This is a genomic window from Agrobacterium sp. 16-172Ci (assembly GCF_053522725.1).
Genome location: NZ_JBNWBW010000014.1, coordinates 49,156 through 63,760 on the forward strand (window position 1 = coordinate 49,156; position 14,605 = coordinate 63,760).

Consider the following 14,605-nt stretch of genomic DNA (forward strand, 5'->3'; position numbering starts at 1 on the left):
TCAGAACAGGAAATAACGCTGCGCCATCGGCAGCACGGTTGCCGGTTCGCAGGTCAAAAGCTCGCCATCCGCCCGCACTTCGTAGGTTTCCGGATCGACCTCGATATGTGGGGTGAGCGAATTGTGGATCATCGACGCCTTGGAGATGCCGCCGCGGACATTCTTCACCGGCAACAGCTTCTTGGCGACGCCGAGGCGCTGGGCAAGGCCCGCATCCAGCGACGCCTGCGACACGAAAGTGACCGAGGAATTGGTGCGCAGCTTGCCATAGGCGGCGAACATCGGCCGGTAATGCATCGGCTGCGGCGTGGGAATGGAGGCATTCGGATCGCCCATCGGGGCGGCGGCAATCGAGCCGCCGAGCAGCACCATCTCCGGCTTCACGCCGAAAAAGGCCGGGTTCCACAACACCAGATCGGCGCGCTTGCCGACTTCGATGGAGCCGATCTCGTGGCTGACACCCTGGGCGATGGCGGGGTTGATCGTATATTTGGCGATGTAACGGCGGACACGGAAATTGTCGTTTTCGCCGGTCTCTTCCTTCAGGCGGCCGCGCTGGCGCTTCATCTTGTCGGCCGTCTGCCATGTGCGGATCGCCACTTCGCCGACGCGGCCCATGGCCTGGCTGTCGGAAGAGATGATCGAAAACGCGCCGATATCATGGAGAATATCCTCCGCCGCGATGGTTTCCTTGCGGATGCGGCTTTCGGCAAAGGCGATATCTTCGGGAATGGACGGCGACAGGTGGTGGCACACCATCAGCATGTCGAGATGTTCGGCGAGCGTATTGACGGTATAGGGCCGTGTCGGGTTGGTGGAAGACGGAATGACGTTGGGATTGCCACAGACCTTGATGATATCAGGCGCGTGCCCGCCGCCCGCCCCTTCGGTATGGAAGGCATGGATGGTGCGGCCCTTGATGGCGGCGACCGTATCTTCCACGAAACCGCTTTCGTTCAGCGTGTCGGTGTGGATCATCACCTGCACATCGTATTGATCGGCCACCGTCAGGCAATTGTCGATGGCGGCGGGTGTCGTGCCCCAGTCCTCATGCAGCTTCAGCGACGACGCGCCGGCAAGGATCATCTCCTCCAGCGGTGCGGGCAGCGAGGCATTGCCCTTGCCGGCCAGCGCCAGATTCATCGGGAAGGCATCGAAGCTTTCTATCATCCGCTCGATGTGCCATGCGCCGGTGCAGGTGGTGGCGAGCGTGCCATGCGCCGGGCCGGAGCCGCCGCCCAGCATGCAGGTCACACCGCTCATCAGCGCTTCTTCGATCTGCTGCGGGCAGATGTAGTGGATATGCGCGTCCATGCCGCCAGCCGTCAGAATTTTGCCTTCGCCGGCAATCGCCTCGGTCGACGGGCCGACGATGATCGTCACGCCGGGCTGCGTATCCGGGTTGCCCGCCTTGCCGATGGCGTGAATGCGGCCGTTCTTCAGGCCCACATCCGCCTTGTAGATGCCGCTATGGTCAACGATCACCACATTGGTGATGACAGTATCGACCGCGCCTTCGGCCCGCGTCGCCTGGCTTTGGCCCATGCCGTCGCGAATGACCTTGCCGCCGCCGAATTTCACTTCCTCGCCATAGATCGTGTGGTCCTTCTCGATCTCGATGAAGAGTTCGGTATCGGCAAGACGCACCTTGTCGCCAACGGTCGGGCCGAACATGCCGGCATAGGCGGCGCGGGAAATCTTGTAGGGCATGGGCTCAGGCTCCTTCGGACGCGGAGAAAATCGATGTGGGAGAAATTCGTGTCAGCCGGCCCTCGCCCGCAAGGGCTTCGACCAGCTGTTGTTCGGCAGCGAATGGATGGCCACTCCAGCCCTGATGGCCGAAACCGGCAATCGCCACCTCGTCGCCATCGTCGCTCACGCTCTCAAGAACATGGGCGATGGCAAAAAGACCGGTGCTGGGGCAGACATAGGGCCCGGGCGCATAGGCTTCGAGCGCGGCATCGAGCCTTTCATGCACACCGCGCGGAATGACGATGTGGCCCTTGCCGGTTTCCCGGGCGATGGCGGCAAAGCCTTCGGTGTAATCAGCGCAGAAATCGGTCAGCTCCGGCCAGCATGCGCGTATGTCCGGTTCCATTTCGGAAAATTTTGCGGGATCACGCACGGACCAGATGACGGCGGCCTGCCGCACACCGTCACTCTCGCGCCATTCGGTTCCCTCGGTCATCTCGAGACCCGGCCGCCCGGTGTTACACACAGCCACAACATCGGTGCGCGTGCCGCCCAGCCCCAGCGACCGGCAATCGTTGAAGCGGATGACGATGTCCGAACGGTCGATGAGCCGGGCTGCGCCCGGCGGCAGCTCCCCATTTCCGACGATCGTGATGCGCCGCCCCATGCGTTCAGAAACCTTCCGACAACTGACGCAATTCTTCCGCCCGCTTGCCGCTCATTTCGGCGAGGCAGGAGGAAATCAGCATCGGTTCCATCGAGCCGCCGCGGGCCTGAAAGCCTGAAAGCGCGCAATTGGCGTCACGAAACGCTACCCAGGCACGCTGGGCGGTCACCAGCGCGTCGGTCGCACCCTTACCGTCTGCATCCGCCGTCTTGTCGCGCTCGGTGAGCAGCTTGCGCAGCTTCTGATATTCGACGTTCAACTGCTTGTCGGCCTTTTCGTAATCCTTGTCGGCGCAGATGGTCATGTCCGCCTGCGTCTGCGGGGCCTTGCAATCCGGCTCGCCCTGCGCGGCGGCCGGCATGGACAGGCCGGCGGTCGCGCAGAGAAGCACGGTCGCCAGAAGGACGTTTTTTCGGCTCATCTCCATCGCTCAGGCCGCCGCGCCATCGAAAGCCTGCGGCTTTAGCGCCCGGGGATCGACACCATCGAGACAGTTGGCGTTTACCGCCACCATCGGCGTTCCATCCGGACCATCGGCATAAGCAAAGCTCTCGATGCCGCAGGTGGAGCAGAAAAGATGATGGATCTTGTGTTTGTTGAAGAGATATTCCGCCAGCTTGTCCTCGCCGGAAAGCAGCGTGAATCTCTCACGCGGCGCGAAGGCCAGTGTGGAACCCAGGCGCTTGCAGCGCGAACAATTGCAGATGATGGTATGATCGAGATCGGCGTCGACCTCGAAGCTCACATCGCCGCACTGGCAGCTTCCATGATAATGCGCCGTCGCCATTTCATAACCTCCCCATGACCTGTTGACGGAAACCGTAAACCTCGCGCTTGCCGGAAAGCGGCACCAGCGTCACTTCCCGCTTCTGGCCGGGTTCGAAACGAACCGCCGTGCCGGCCGGAATATCGAGGCGCATGCCGCGCGCCTTGTCGCGGTCGAACAGGAGACCCGCATTGGTCTCATAGAAATGATAGTGGCTGCCCACCTGCACCGGCCGGTCGCCCGAATTGGCGACTTCGATGGTCACGGTCGGCTGGCCGGCATTGAGTTCGATGCTGCCCTCTGCGGCAATGATTTCGCCGGGTTTCATGGTATTTCCCCTTTTGTCTCAAGCAACTTTGGCCGCCGTGCAGCCTTCGGCCTTCAGGACGCGCCGTGTCGACGCGGGATTATTGACGAGTTTCGCCGCCGGGCGAACGGGCCTGCGAACCAGCTCACCGCCGCAATTCGGGCAGGCGCAGTGAAGCACATCCGTCACGCAATCGACGCAGAAGGTGCATTCGAACGAGCAAATCATCGCATCCCGGCTGTCGGGAGCAAGATCGCGGTCGCAGCATTCGCAATTGGGCCGAAGCTCCAGCGCCATATTCGCTCTCCTTACCGTATCGGTTCGTGAACGGTCACCAGCTTGGTGCCATCGGGAAACGTCGCTTCCACCTGCACATCGTGAATCATCTCGGCAATGCCATCCATCACCTGGTCGCGGGAGATGACATGCGCGCCGGCTTCCATAAGCTCCGCCACGGCACGGCCGTCGCGGGCGCCCTCGACCACGAAATCGGTAATCAGCGCAATCGCTTCGGGATAGTTCAGCTTCACGCCGCGTTCCAGCCGGCGGCGCGCCACCATGGCGGCCATGGAAATCAGCAGCTTGTCTTTTTCTCTTGGGCTAAGGTTCATCGTGGTCCCGCAGCTTGGAACCTGTTCCGCAAGCATGGTTGCGGCAAGCAGATCCGACATGTTGACAGACCCCGAAGGCCGCCGGTTGCCGACGATCCGAAGGGTTTACAGATTCCAGACTTTCGGCACTGGCGCGCCGTTTCGCAAGAGCGAAATGATCGGAAAAAGCAATTTTCTCAAGGAGAAACCATCGGCGGCAGAGACGCGAACGACAAGCTTGCCCTGCCATTCGCTGGCGCCGCCGCTTTCCCCGGCAATAGCCCGGATTTTAGGCAGAAGCGCCTCGGAGAGAGGCCCGATATAAAGCAGCGTCGCAAAGGCGACCTGACCGGCCAGAACCGCCGGTTTCGCGGTCAGGGCCGCCACCTCGCCTTCCAGCAGAAGCTCTTCGGCATGCACCAGCTTGCCGCCGTGGCGAATGCGCCAGCGGTCGCGGAAAAGACCATGCGCCATCGCCTCGCCCATGGCCTGGCGACCGAGCAGCACGGCTTCGACAGCGATGAATTCGGAAGACCGGTCGAGATCGGCTTCCAGCCGGCGGGTCAGCGACGCCCGGTCGAAAAGGATTGTTTCCTGCGGCAGCCAGTGCAATCTGGCGCCCGGCCCGGCGGAAACCCGGGCGGTAACGGTGGCTGTGCCGGAGGATGCCTTATAGACCTTCTCGCAGGCCTGCGTGGTTACCACCAGCGAGGTGCCGGCGCCGGCGACTGCCTGCCATTCAAGTTCGTCTCCGCCGGTCAGGCCGCCGGAGGAATTGATGAGAATGGCTTCGGCTTCGTTCGAAAACGTATCCGGCAGGCGGATTTTGGCGCAGCCTTCCTGGAACAGTTCCTCCAGCCGGCTGCGCCCTTCAACCGCTTTGGTTACAATGCGTCCTCTGCCACGGGCGCGCTGCTGCCGGACAGGTTGAGCGTCTTGGCGACCGGAAGGGCCGATGGCTTGCTGTTCTGGCTGCACGCGGTCTCCGAAGCGGTTGCGGAAGTGGACGAGGCCTTTGCGCCGCAATCCTTCTTGACGACGGCATCCACGACCAGCTGCCCTTCCGTATTGCGGAAGAAATCCCACATTCTTTCCGCCGCATCAACCGTGCGCGTCACTTCGCCTGTGGGCATCTTGCGCTCCACGGCCGGTTCCGCCTTCGGCGTCTGTTCGCCGCCCGGCTTGCGGGTAACGACGGCGCTTGCGGCCAGCACTTCCGCCTTCATGGTGGCGCGCGGCCAGGCGTGGTCCCAGTCGTTGATGACATAGGACTGAATACGTGCGCCGGCCTTGCAGACATCATAGGAATTGACGGTAAAACTTTCGCCCACCTTGCTTTTGGCGGCGCCCTTGCAGCCATCCATCTCGGCCCAGCGCTTCAGCGCCGTCTCGCCGCCATATTGCCAATAGGACTTGCCGCCGCCCTGATAGGGGTTGGCGGGATCCTTCAGCCCCGCAAAGGCGATGATGGACATCGGCCGCGCCGGCGTGCAGCTTGCCGCATCCGGTCCCCATTTGCCCTCGGTCTCCAGCGGATAACCCGCGCGCAGCGAAGCGACGAAACCGGCAGCGGTGAAATCCACGCTGCCATTGCAGATGAATTGCGACAGCATGCGCCCGCCGCCGGAATAACCGGAACCGTAAAAACGCTCCTCATCCACACAGAACTTACCCTTCACCATGGTGATGGCATCGCGAATGAAACCGACCTCGTCCAGCCCGCCCGGACGCTTGGTAACACCGGGAACATTCCAGGCATGGGTGCCGGGCAATTCGCCATTCAGGCTGCCGGCCAGCGCCACCACCACCAGACCGTCACGTTCGGCCAGCTTGTCCCAGCCGCTGCGGTTCAGCTGGCCATGCGGATTGCTGTTGGAACCATGGAAATCGAATACCACGGGCAGCGGCTTTTTTCCGTCATAGGCCGAGGGAACAAAATAGACGCCGTCGCGTTTTTCACCGTTGGAGAGAATGGAAAAATCATGCCTGCCCGGCTCCATGCCGGGTCCGGGCAACTGACCGCAGGTCGATGCCGACGCTGCGACACCGGCGCTCGCGCACATCGCAAGACCCAGAAAAAGGGTGCGGGCGGAGCGGAACAGCCGGGCGGCCCGGCCAATGGCAAAGTCTTGATTCATTGACACGCCTTTATTGGGCACGGTTTTCCCGACGATACGTCGGACGTGCGTGGAATGTAAGGGATCAACTGTCGCAGCGTGCGAATAGACTTTTCCTGTGTCTCGCATGCAGCATTTTCGCTGCCAATATCACAGGCTTTTATTCAATGAAATGCTAAAATTGCGCATGAAAGCCATGTCGAGACGCATAGGCTTTCAAAATATTAATCGGCCGTTTGCACGCCGTGATCGGCGTGCGGCATTTTTAGTCTCGATTTATACTGTCAGGTGACGCCGCGCTTCCGGCGTATCCAACGTTTCGGCCAGCCCCTGATGCACGATTTCACCGCGGTCCATGATGTAGACGTAATCGGCAAGCTCGCGGCAGAAATCCAGATATTGCTCGACCAGCAGGATCGCCATGCCGGTGGAATCGCGCAGATATTTGATCGCCCGTCCGATATCCTTGATGATCGACGGCTGAATGCCCTCGGTCGGCTCGTCGAGAACGAGGATTTTCGGCCGCGTCACCAGCGCCCGGCCGATGGCGAGCTGCTGCTGCTGGCCGCCGGAGAGATCGCCGCCGCGTCTTCCCAGCATGGATTGCAGTACCGGAAACAGGCTGAAAATATCATCCGGGATAAACCGTTCCTTACGCGGCAGCGGCGCATAGCCGCTTTCGAGATTCTCCTGCACGCTGAGCAGCGGAAAAATCTCGCGCCCCTGCGGCACGTAGCCGACGCCGCGCTTGGCCCGGTGGTAAGGCGCCAGCCCATCCAATGCCGCCCCTTCAAAGCTGATCGTCCCGGCACTGATGGCGTGCTGGCCGGTAACGGCCCGCAGCAGCGAGCTTTTGCCCACCCCGTTGCGGCCGAGGACGCAGGTGATCTTGCCCATCTCCGCCGTCAGCGAAACGCCGCGGAGCGCTTGGGCCGCGCCGTAGTGGAGGTTGATGTTGTCGACGTTCAGCATGGTGAAACTCCATTGGCGGTATGGTGGGCGGCGTTACCCCCCTCTGCCCTGCCGGGCATCTCCCCCTCAAGGGGGGAGATCAGATGCCGCACCCGCCCGTTCCATGGGCAGAGTTTTCGCCGCTTGCCGATCTCCCCCCTTGAGGGGGAGATGCCCGGCAGGGCAGAGGGGGGTATGGCGAACGCAAACACCACCATCACCGCCCCAGATAATTCTCAATCACCTTGGGATCGTTCGACACAAAATCAATCGACCCTTCAGCCAGCACGGAACCTTCGGCAAGGCACGTCACCTTCACCCCCAGCTCGCGGATGAAACCCATGTCGTGCTCCACCACCACAACCGAACGGGTCTTGGCGATTTCCTTCAAAAGCACGGCGGTTTCGGCCGTTTCCGCATCCGTCATGCCGGCCACCGGCTCATCCACCAGCAGCAGCTTCGGCTCCTGCGCCAAGAGCATGCCGATTTCCAGCCATTGTTTCTGGCCGTGCGAGAGGTTGGCGGCGAGATCGCCGCGGCGGTGGCCGAGGCGCACGGTGGCGAGGATTTCCTCGATGCGGGCCTTGTCTTCCTCCGTCAGCCGGTAAAACAGCGTCGCGAACACCCCGCGCTTGCGGTTGAGCGCCAGTTCCAGATTGTCCCAGACGGTATGGCTCTCAAACACCGTCGGCTTCTGGAACTTCCGCCCGATGCCAAGCTGGGCGATATCCGCCTCGTCCTTTTTGGTGAGGTCGATGCTGTCTTCGAACAGCACCGTGCCCGTATCCGGCCTTGTCTTGCCGGTGATGATATCCATCATCGTCGTTTTGCCAGCCCCATTCGGGCCGATAATGGCGCGCAGCTCACCCGGTTCCACCACGAAGGAGAGGGAATTGAGCGCCCTGAAACCATCGAAGGACACCGAGACGCCATCGAGATAAAGCAGGCTTTTGGTTCTGTTTTCGGAAATCGTGTTCATGTCCGCCTCACTCCGCCGCCTGTTGCGCCACTGTCGAGCCGCTGTCATTGCCCGGCTGGGCCTCGCCTGCAGCAAGCGTAACCCGCTTTTCGCGCCGCCGGGCCAGATAGTGTTGCAGCGTGCCGACGATGCCCTTGGGGAAGAACAGCGTCACCGCGATGAACAGCCCACCCAGCGCAAACAACCAGAATTCGGGGAAAGCGCCGGTGAAATAGCTTTTTCCGCCGTTGACCAGCAGCGCCCCGATGATCGGCCCGATCAGCGTGCCGCGCCCGCCCACCGCCGTCCACACCACCACTTCGATGGAGTTGGCGGGCGAGAATTCGCCGGGATTGATGATGCCCACCTGCGGCACGAACAAGGCGCCGGCAATGCCCGCCATCATGGCCGAGACGACGAAGGTGAAGAGCTTGATGTTTTCCACCCGGAAACCGAGGAAGCGCACCCGGCTTTCGGCATCCCGCACGCCCACCAGCACCTTGCCGAATTTGGAATTGACGATGCCGGACGCGATCAAAAGCGAGATCGCAAGCATTACCGCCGTCATGGCGAACAGCACGGCCCGCGTGCCATCCGCCTGCACGGAAAAGCCGAGAATATCCTTGAAATCGGTCAGGCCATTATTGCCGCCGAAACCCATGTCGTTGCGGAAGAAGGCGAGCAGCAGGGCGTAGGTCATGGCCTGGGTGATGATGGAGAGATAAACGCCGTTGACGCGCGAGCGGAAGGCGAACCAGCCGAACACGAAGGCGAGCAGCCCCGGCACGACAAGCACCATGAGCGCCGCAAACCAGAACATGTCGAAGCCCTGCCAGAACCACGGCAGGTCCTTCCAGTTGAGGAACACCATGAAATCAGGAAGCACCGGATGGCCATAAACCCCGCGCGTGCCGATCTGCCGCATCAGATACATGCCCATGGCATAACCGCCGAGCGCGAAGAAGGCGGCGTGGCCAAGTGAGAGAATGCCGCAATAACCCCAGACGAGATCGAGCGCGAGCGCGAGCAGCGCATAGGCCAGATATTTGCCGAGCATCGACATGATATAGGTCGGAATGCGGAACGCGCTGTCGGCCGGCAGCAGCAGGTTGGAGGCTGGCACCAGCACGGCGATGGCCAGAATGATGCCGATGGCGATGGAAATGCGGCGGTCGAGCGCGCGCAGGAGGAAGCCGGTAATCATGCTTCGATCGCCCTTCCCTTGAGTGCGAAGAGACCGCGCGGCCGCTTCTGGATGAACAGGATGATGAGAACGAGCACGAGGATCTTGCCAAGTACGGCGCCCACCGTCGGCTCAAGGAACTTGTTGAGCACGCCGAGAGACAGGGCGCCAACCAGCGTTCCCCAGAGATTGCCGACACCGCCGAACACCACCACCATGAAACTGTCGATGATGTAGCTCTGGCCGAGATTGGGCGAGACGTTGTCGATCTGCGACAACGCCACGCCGGCGAGACCGGCAACGCCCGAACCAAGCGCGAAGGTAAAGGCATCCACCCAGGGGGTGCGGATGCCCATGGAAGAGGCCATGCGGCGGTTCTGCGTCACGGCGCGCATCTGCAACCCGAAGGCGGAGCGCTTCAGGAGAACCAGCAGCGCGAAGAATACCGACAGCGAGAAGCAGACGATCCACACCCGGTTCCAGGTGAAATTGAGATAACCGACGCTGAAGGAGCCGGACATCCAGCTCGGGCTGCCGACTTCCCGATTGGTGGGGCCGAAGATGGAGCGCACGCCCTGTTGCAGGATGAGCGAGATGCCCCAGGTGGCGAGAAGCGTTTCCAGCGGCCGCCCATAAAGAAAGCGGATGACACCGCGCTCCATCACGAGGCCGACCAAGGCCGTCACCAGAAAGGCGGCGGGCAGAGCAATCGCCAGCGACCAGTCGAACAGGCCGGGGAAATGCGTGCGGATCACCTCCTGCACCATGAAGGTGGAATAGGCGCCGATCATCACCATCTCGCCATGCGCCATATTGATGATGCCCATGACGCCGAAGGTGATGGCAAGGCCGATGGCGGCGAGCAAAAGCACGGAACCGAGCGACAGGCCGTACCAGACATTCTGCGCATAGTCCCAGAAGGCAAGGGAGCTTTCGATGCTCGATATGGCGCTGTCGATATCCGGTTTCAGGCTCTGATCCACCGACGAGGAAGCCGCCATGAGAATGCCGATGGCATCGCGGCCGCCAAGGCTCTTGATGGTGGCGATTGCCTCTTTCTTCTGTTCGAGCGACCGTTCGGAGGAGAGCAGCGAGACAGCCCGCGCCTCCTCCATCCGGGTCCGCACCTCAGTATCGGCCTCCCTGGCGATGGCCGCTTCCAGCAATTCGAGATTTTCCGCGCTCGGCGCTTTCAGAACCGCGTCTGCCGCGGAAAGCCGCACGGATTTTTCCGGGCTGAGCAGGGTCAGACCGCCAAGTGCGGCGCGGATGACCCGGCGCAGATTATTGTTGACCTTGATTTTGCTGACGGCCGCCTTCGGCGCTTCACCCGCACTTTCGCCCGTCAGCGGGTCGATCAGCGTAAAATTGGAACCTGCCGGCTTTGCCATGAACACCAGATTGTCGGCCTTGCGCACGTAAAGATCGCCCGCCGCAAAAGCCTCGAGCGCCGGCACGACACGCGCATCGCCCGTGGCGGCAATCTGCCCGATCAGCACTTCGGCCTGCTTGAAATCCGCCGTGCCGAGCTGGTCGATCAGCGCCTTGGGTTCGCTTTGCGCGACGGATTGGGCTGCGATCCCCAGGGTGAGCCAGAGGAAGATGGCTCCGAGAAAAGATCGGATCGTCATGTCGGGTTCCTTGGGCGTTTTAATTTTGTGCGACCTGAATATGCCGCTTACCCCCCTCTGCCCTGCCGGGCATCTCCCCCTCAAGGGGGGAGATCGACCTGTGGCGAGGTCTCGCCCATCTCGATGTTGGAGAATGAAGCGGCGAAAAAGCATCTTGCCGATCTCCCCCCTTGAGGGGGAGATGCCCGGCAGGGCAGAGGGGGGGTAATTCTTGTTCAGTTTCCAATGAGAAAACCGCCCCCACCAAAGAGGGCGGCAACCAACCGCTAATCAGCTACCCTTGCCGCCGCACTTCCCACTGGCCACGTTGAAGTTGCCGCAGGACATCGGCTTCCTCCAATCCGAGATCAGATCCTTGCTGTCCGGCAGATAATCCGACCACTCGTCACCCACCACCTGCGGCGTCTGCTGCACGATTTCGAACTGGCCATCGGCCTGGATTTCGCCGATCAGCACCGGCTTGGTGATGTGGTGGTTCGGCATGACGGTGGAGTAGCCGCCCGAAAGGTTCGGCACGGAAACGCCGATAATCGAGTCGAGAACCTTGTCCGTATCCGTCGTGCCGGCGGATTCGACGGCCTTTACCCAGGCGTTAAAGCCGATATAGGCGGCTTCCATCGGGTCGTTGGTCACGCGCTTGTCGTTCTTGGTAAAGGCATGCCAGGTCTTGATGAATTCGGCATTGACCGGCGCATCGACGGACTGGAAGTAGTTCCAGGCGGCAAGGTGGCCGACCAGCGGTGCGGTATCAAGACCGGCAAGCTCTTCTTCGCCGACCGAGAAGGCAACGACGGGAATGTCTTCAGCCTTGATGCCCTGGTTCGCCAGTTCCTTGTAGAAAGGCACGTTGGCGTCACCATTGATGGTGGAAACCACGGCGGTCTTCTTGCCGGCCGAGCCGAATTTCTTGATGTCGGACACGATCGTCTGCCAGTCGGAATGACCGAACGGCGTGTAGTTGATCATGATGTCCTCTTCCTTGACGCCCTTCGACATCAGGTAGGCCTTCAGGATCTTGTTGGTGGTCTGCGGATAGACATAGTCCGTGCCGGCCAGAACCCAGCGCTCGACGCCTTCGGTATTGGCAAGGTAATCTACGGCCGGAATGGCCTGCTGGTTGGGTGCTGCACCCGTGTAGAAGATGTTGCGCGAGGATTCTTCACCCTCGTACTGAACCGGGTAGAACAGGATCGAGTTCAGCTCTTCAAAGACCGGCAGAACGGATTTGCGCGAGGAGGACGTCCAGCAGCCGAAAACGGCGGCGACCTTGTCCTGCGAAATCAGCTGACGAGCCTTTTCGGCGAACAGCGGCCAGTCGGAGGCCGGATCGACCACCACGGCTTCAAGTTTCTTGCCGAGCACGCCGCCCTTCTTGTTCTGCTCGTCGATGAGCATCAGCATGGCGTCTTTCAGCGTGGTCTCTGAAATGGCCATGGTGCCGGACAGCGAATGCAGCACGCCGACCTTGATAGTGTCGTCAGCGGCAAAGGCGCCATGGAAGGCGGTGGTGGACAGGATCGCGCCAAGCAGCGCGGCACTAAGCGTCTTGCGGAATATCATCGGAAGAACCCCTCTCCTTGTTTGGCCTCTCGTGGAGGCTCAGCGGCATCTGCGGCCGCTGCTGGGAGGGACTATCGATCTCATGAGAGCGAAACCGTATACGTCAATTGACGTAGGCGGGGTGGCGAAAGATGCAGGGGCGGGATTACCGGAAGAGGGGCCTCTGTAGAGCGGGAGGTCTCGACTTGTTTCCTCTCCCCGAGGGGGAGAAGTACGCGGCAGCGGGATGAGGGGGCAAGGGTAGATGTATTCGGAGAGCTAGCCCCCTCATCCGACCCTTCGGGCCACCTTCTCCCCCTCGGGGAGAAGAAACCTGCGGCAACGCCTCAGATCAGGAATGCGGCTTGTCGTTCCGCTCTTCGTCGCGGATCGCCTCGTCGTGGTACCACGAGCCGAAATCCACATGCGGCTCGCGCGCCTCGCGCTCGAGGTCACTCAGCCCGCTGTTGCGGAATTTGGACACGCCCGCGCGCCCGCCAATCGGGAATTGATAGATCGTTGCCGTCTCACGATGAAAGCCAGTCGCCATTTCGGTCATCTCACTCTGTTTGCATCGAAGCACTTTGGTATCAGGAGCAAACCCGCAAAGGCCAGATTCGCTCCGTTTGATTAAAAAAAAATCACCTTGCGAAAAATATAGGCATTATTCGTCTCATCTACAAGAAAAACCATTCCGAAAGCGCCGGTTTTTGGGGCAAATGCCAATCCCTCGCGCGCAACCGAAATCATTGCATCGCAGCAGGGCATTCCACCGGGAGACGCCGGCTATCTATCAGGATTCAATGATGAAACATGAGGGGTGAATTTGCCTTCCGCAGTGCAGCAGAACCATCCGCGCGTGATATCCTGGCTCCTGGGCGACAGGGGGCCTGAAAGATTTTTCGAAAAAATCGCCTGATATCGCCAATCTGGCACGCGGCATGCATCTAAGGGGTCAGCCCTTGAACGCGAATGCGCTTCGGTGGCCAAAGCCACGGGAGGCCTCAAGGCTTCGCATTGTTACCTATGAGAGGTTCGTAATGACTAAGTTCAAACTCGAGTACATCTGGCTGGACGGATACAAGCCGGTCCCCAACCTGCGCGGCAAGACCCAGATCAAGGAATTCGACGAATTCCCCACACTCGAGCAGCTGCCGCTTTGGGGCTTTGATGGCTCGTCCACGCAGCAGGCCGAAGGCCACTCGTCGGATTGCGTGCTGAAGCCCGTCGCGATCTATCCCGACCCGGCCCGCTCCAATGGTGCACTCGTCATGTGCGAAGTCATGATGCCCGATGGCGTCACCCCGCATCCGTCGAACAGCCGCGCAACCATCCTCGACGACGAAGATGCATGGTTCGGTTTCGAGCAGGAATACTTCTTCTACCAGGACGGCCGCCCGCTCGGCTTCCCGGAGCAGGGTTACCCGGCTCCGCAGGGTCCTTATTACACCGGCGTCGGCTTCAAGAATGTCGGTTCGGTTGCCCGCGAAATCGTTGAAGAGCACCTCGATCTCTGCCTCGAAGCCGGCATCAACCACGAAGGCATCAATGCCGAAGTGGCCAAGGGCCAGTGGGAATTCCAGGTATTCGGCAAGGGCTCCAAGCGCGCCGCCGACCAGATCTGGATCGCCCGTTACCTGCTGCTGCGTCTTTGCGAACAGTACGGCATCGACGTCGAATTCCATTGCAAGCCGCTCGGCGACACCGACTGGAACGGTTCGGGCATGCATTGCAACTTCTCCACCAAGTTCATGCGCGAAGTTGGCGGCAAGGAATATTTCGAAGCCCTCATGGCCGCTTTCGCCAAGAACTGGAAAGAGCACATCGACGTTTACGGCCCGGACAACCACCTGCGTCTGACCGGCAAGCACGAAACCGCTCCGTGGAACAAGTTCTCCTACGGCGTTGCCGACCGTGGCGCTTCGATCCGCGTTCCGCATTCCTTCGTCAACAACGGTTACAAGGGTTACCTCGAAGACCGTCGTCCGAACTCGCAGGGCTGCCCTTACCAGATCGCTTCCGTCGTTCTGAAGACGATCGCAGAAGTGCCGCTCGCAAAGTCGGCTGCTGCCTGATATCGAACTGATGGCGTCGCCCGAACCGGGCGACGCCATTTTTATGTCCCCCGAACAGCCGGGCCGGACGGGCGACCTTTCGCTCTCTGCCCCACGCGGCATATTCTTCCTTCGCGAACTCCAAGAAGT

16 protein-coding genes are annotated in these 14,605 nt (G+C 60.9%); 1 reads left to right on the forward strand and 15 read right to left on the reverse strand.

From position 1 onward, the window contains the following. The 15 genes from ureC to ACQZ40_RS14220 all read right to left on the reverse strand — a co-directional run bounded on the left by ureC (nt 1) and on the right by ACQZ40_RS14220 (nt 12,960). Nucleotides 1–1,710, reverse strand: a complete 1,710-nt coding sequence (gene ureC, locus ACQZ40_RS14150) for an urease subunit alpha (protein ID WP_448748190.1) — start codon at nt 1,708–1,710, stop codon at nt 1–3. Nucleotides 1,711–1,714: 4 nt separating this feature from the next. Further along, on the reverse strand, nt 1,715–2,359 hold the full coding sequence (locus ACQZ40_RS14155; RefSeq protein ID WP_080856705.1) for a Urease operon accessory protein: 645 nt from the start codon (nt 2,357–2,359) through the stop codon (nt 1,715–1,717). A gap of 4 nt (nt 2,360–2,363) precedes the next feature. Continuing rightward, nucleotides 2,364–2,780, reverse strand: a complete 417-nt coding sequence (locus ACQZ40_RS14160) for a lysozyme inhibitor LprI family protein (protein ID WP_448748191.1) — start codon at nt 2,778–2,780, stop codon at nt 2,364–2,366. Nucleotides 2,781–2,789: 9 nt separating this feature from the next. Beyond that, nucleotides 2,790–3,146 (reverse strand): GFA family protein, encoded by a 357-nt coding sequence (locus ACQZ40_RS14165; RefSeq protein WP_065655122.1) that lies wholly within the window; start codon nt 3,144–3,146, stop codon nt 2,790–2,792. A gap of 1 nt (nt 3,147) precedes the next feature. Next, the gene (locus ACQZ40_RS14170; RefSeq protein WP_003520607.1) at nt 3,148–3,453 is read right to left on the reverse strand and encodes an urease subunit beta; all 306 of its coding nucleotides are present in this window, start codon (nt 3,451–3,453) and stop codon (nt 3,148–3,150) included. An 18-nt stretch (nt 3,454–3,471) separates the two neighbouring features. Further along, complete coding sequence (locus ACQZ40_RS14175) at nt 3,472–3,729, reverse strand: DUF1272 domain-containing protein (RefSeq protein WP_065655123.1); 258 nt, start codon at nt 3,727–3,729, stop codon at nt 3,472–3,474. A gap of 11 nt (nt 3,730–3,740) precedes the next feature. After that, nucleotides 3,741–4,043, reverse strand: a complete 303-nt coding sequence (locus ACQZ40_RS14180) for an urease subunit gamma (protein WP_003520609.1) — start codon at nt 4,041–4,043, stop codon at nt 3,741–3,743. A 105-nt stretch (nt 4,044–4,148) separates the two neighbouring features. Continuing rightward, complete coding sequence (locus tag ACQZ40_RS14185) at nt 4,149–5,000, reverse strand: urease accessory protein UreD (RefSeq protein ID WP_448748192.1); 852 nt, start codon at nt 4,998–5,000, stop codon at nt 4,149–4,151. Next, nucleotides 4,907–6,160 (reverse strand): alpha/beta hydrolase family esterase, encoded by a 1,254-nt coding sequence (locus ACQZ40_RS14190; RefSeq protein ID WP_448748193.1) that lies wholly within the window; start codon nt 6,158–6,160, stop codon nt 4,907–4,909. Before ACQZ40_RS14190 ends, ACQZ40_RS14185 begins: the two co-directional genes overlap by 94 nt. A gap of 255 nt (nt 6,161–6,415) precedes the next feature. After that, a complete protein-coding gene (gene urtE / locus ACQZ40_RS14195; RefSeq protein WP_031233384.1) occupies nt 6,416–7,111 on the reverse strand; it encodes an urea ABC transporter ATP-binding subunit UrtE in 696 nt (231 codons plus the stop codon). A gap of 196 nt (nt 7,112–7,307) precedes the next feature. Continuing rightward, on the reverse strand, nt 7,308–8,069 hold the full coding sequence (gene urtD / locus ACQZ40_RS14200) for an urea ABC transporter ATP-binding protein UrtD (protein WP_020808761.1): 762 nt from the start codon (nt 8,067–8,069) through the stop codon (nt 7,308–7,310). Between the two features lie 7 nt (nt 8,070–8,076). Then, nucleotides 8,077–9,252, reverse strand: a complete 1,176-nt coding sequence (gene urtC, locus ACQZ40_RS14205) for an urea ABC transporter permease subunit UrtC (protein ID WP_448748194.1) — start codon at nt 9,250–9,252, stop codon at nt 8,077–8,079. Continuing rightward, nucleotides 9,249–10,862, reverse strand: coding sequence for an urea ABC transporter permease subunit UrtB (gene urtB / locus ACQZ40_RS14210; protein ID WP_448748195.1), 1,614 nt, complete (start codon nt 10,860–10,862; stop codon nt 9,249–9,251). The genes urtC and urtB overlap by 4 nt, the downstream gene beginning before the upstream one ends. Nucleotides 10,863–11,132: 270 nt before the next feature. Further along, the gene (gene urtA / locus ACQZ40_RS14215; RefSeq protein WP_035219970.1) at nt 11,133–12,422 is read right to left on the reverse strand and encodes an urea ABC transporter substrate-binding protein; all 1,290 of its coding nucleotides are present in this window, start codon (nt 12,420–12,422) and stop codon (nt 11,133–11,135) included. Between the two features lie 331 nt (nt 12,423–12,753). Further along, entirely contained in the window at nt 12,754–12,960 is a 207-nt protein-coding gene (locus tag ACQZ40_RS14220) for a DUF2735 domain-containing protein (protein WP_065656767.1), read from the reverse strand. Between the two features lie 481 nt (nt 12,961–13,441). Here ACQZ40_RS14220 and ACQZ40_RS14225 point away from each other — a divergent pair, with 481 nt between their 5' ends. Further along, entirely contained in the window at nt 13,442–14,476 is a 1,035-nt protein-coding gene (locus ACQZ40_RS14225; RefSeq protein ID WP_065656766.1) for a glutamine synthetase beta-grasp domain-containing protein, read from the forward strand. The last annotated feature ends 129 nt before the right edge of the window (nt 14,477–14,605 follow it).

What these genes read in the sequence shown, in the direction of transcription:
- ACQZ40_RS14175 (WP_065655123.1), bottom strand. Translation starts at nt 3,729, where the DNA reads ATGGCGCTGGAGCTTCGGCCCAATTGCGAATGCTGCGACCGCGATCTT.
- ACQZ40_RS14165 (WP_065655122.1), bottom strand. Translation starts at nt 3,146, where the DNA reads ATGGCGACGGCGCATTATCATGGAAGCTGCCAGTGCGGCGATGTGAGC.
- urtC (WP_448748194.1), bottom strand. Translation starts at nt 9,252, where the DNA reads ATGATTACCGGCTTCCTCCTGCGCGCGCTCGACCGCCGCATTTCCATC.
- ACQZ40_RS14225 (WP_065656766.1), top strand. Translation starts at nt 13,442, where the DNA reads ATGACTAAGTTCAAACTCGAGTACATCTGGCTGGACGGATACAAGCCG.
- urtA (WP_035219970.1), bottom strand. Translation starts at nt 12,422, where the DNA reads ATGATATTCCGCAAGACGCTTAGTGCCGCGCTGCTTGGCGCGATCCTG.
- ureC (WP_448748190.1), bottom strand. Translation starts at nt 1,710, where the DNA reads ATGCCCTACAAGATTTCCCGCGCCGCCTATGCCGGCATGTTCGGCCCG.
- urtB (WP_448748195.1), bottom strand. Translation starts at nt 10,862, where the DNA reads ATGACGATCCGATCTTTTCTCGGAGCCATCTTCCTCTGGCTCACCCTG.
- ACQZ40_RS14170 (WP_003520607.1), bottom strand. Translation starts at nt 3,453, where the DNA reads ATGAAACCCGGCGAAATCATTGCCGCAGAGGGCAGCATCGAACTCAAT.
- ACQZ40_RS14190 (WP_448748193.1), bottom strand. Translation starts at nt 6,160, where the DNA reads ATGAATCAAGACTTTGCCATTGGCCGGGCCGCCCGGCTGTTCCGCTCC.
- urtE (WP_031233384.1), bottom strand. Translation starts at nt 7,111, where the DNA reads ATGCTGAACGTCGACAACATCAACCTCCACTACGGCGCGGCCCAAGCG.
- ACQZ40_RS14155 (WP_080856705.1), bottom strand. Translation starts at nt 2,359, where the DNA reads ATGGGGCGGCGCATCACGATCGTCGGAAATGGGGAGCTGCCGCCGGGC.
- urtD (WP_020808761.1), bottom strand. Translation starts at nt 8,069, where the DNA reads ATGAACACGATTTCCGAAAACAGAACCAAAAGCCTGCTTTATCTCGAT.
- ACQZ40_RS14220 (WP_065656767.1), bottom strand. Translation starts at nt 12,960, where the DNA reads ATGACCGAAATGGCGACTGGCTTTCATCGTGAGACGGCAACGATCTAT.
- ACQZ40_RS14180 (WP_003520609.1), bottom strand. Translation starts at nt 4,043, where the DNA reads ATGAACCTTAGCCCAAGAGAAAAAGACAAGCTGCTGATTTCCATGGCC.
- ACQZ40_RS14160 (WP_448748191.1), bottom strand. Translation starts at nt 2,780, where the DNA reads ATGAGCCGAAAAAACGTCCTTCTGGCGACCGTGCTTCTCTGCGCGACC.